The 691-nt window shown below is 70.0% G+C and carries 1 protein-coding gene; it reads right to left on the reverse strand.

Annotation, left to right across the window (positions count from 1 at the left end; translation table 11 throughout):
* Positions 1–679, reverse strand: a 679-nt coding sequence (locus SCWH03_RS28285; RefSeq protein WP_254077101.1) for a phosphopantetheine-binding protein, incomplete at its 3' end; no start/stop codon positions are given.
* Positions 680–691: the final 12 nt, after the last annotated feature.

The following is a 691-nucleotide window of genomic DNA, read 5'->3' on the forward strand; positions in this document are numbered from 1 at the left end:
CGCTGTAGTCGGCGAGGTTGAAGGAGGTGCGCAGCACGGGGTGGCGGCGTACGACGCGGGCCACGGCGTCGCGGAAGGCGTCCTCGTCGAACGGGCCGGCGATACGCAGGCTGTCCACGTTGTGGTAGGGGGCCCGTTCGGGGTCGAGCTGCATCTCGTAGACCATGCCGACCTGCAGCTCGGCCATCGGATAGGCGTCCTCGAGACCGTCGGGCAGCAGCTCCCGGTCCTCCGGCGCGAGCAGCGAGAAGGGCTCGCCCGGCTGTCCGGGCTCTGCCCCGTCGCGGTCGGCCCGGCCGGCCGCGGCGGCGGTCAGGGCGGCGACGGTCGGGTACCGGAAGAGGTCCTGGAGTGCAAAGGTGATGCCGGCGTCGCGTGCCTGGCCGAGGACCTGGAGGGAGCGGATGGAGTCGCCCCCGAGGTCGAAGAAGTCGTCATGGCGACCGACCCGGTCGACACCCAGGACCCGACCCCAGATCACCGCCAGCGACTCCTCCGTACCCCCCTCGGGAACCGCATACGGACGACTCAGCACCGGACGCACCGCCTCGGGAACAGGCAACGCCCGATAGTCCGTCTTGCCCTGCGCCGTCAAAGGCAGCGCCTCCAGCACCACAAAACGACGCGGAACCATATACGACGGCAGCATCCGCCCCAGAAACGCACGCAACTCGTCCACCACCAGAACCCC

The sequence above is a fragment of the Streptomyces pacificus genome, assembly GCF_011766325.1.
Classification (GTDB): domain Bacteria; phylum Actinomycetota; class Actinomycetes; order Streptomycetales; family Streptomycetaceae; genus Streptomyces; species Streptomyces pacificus.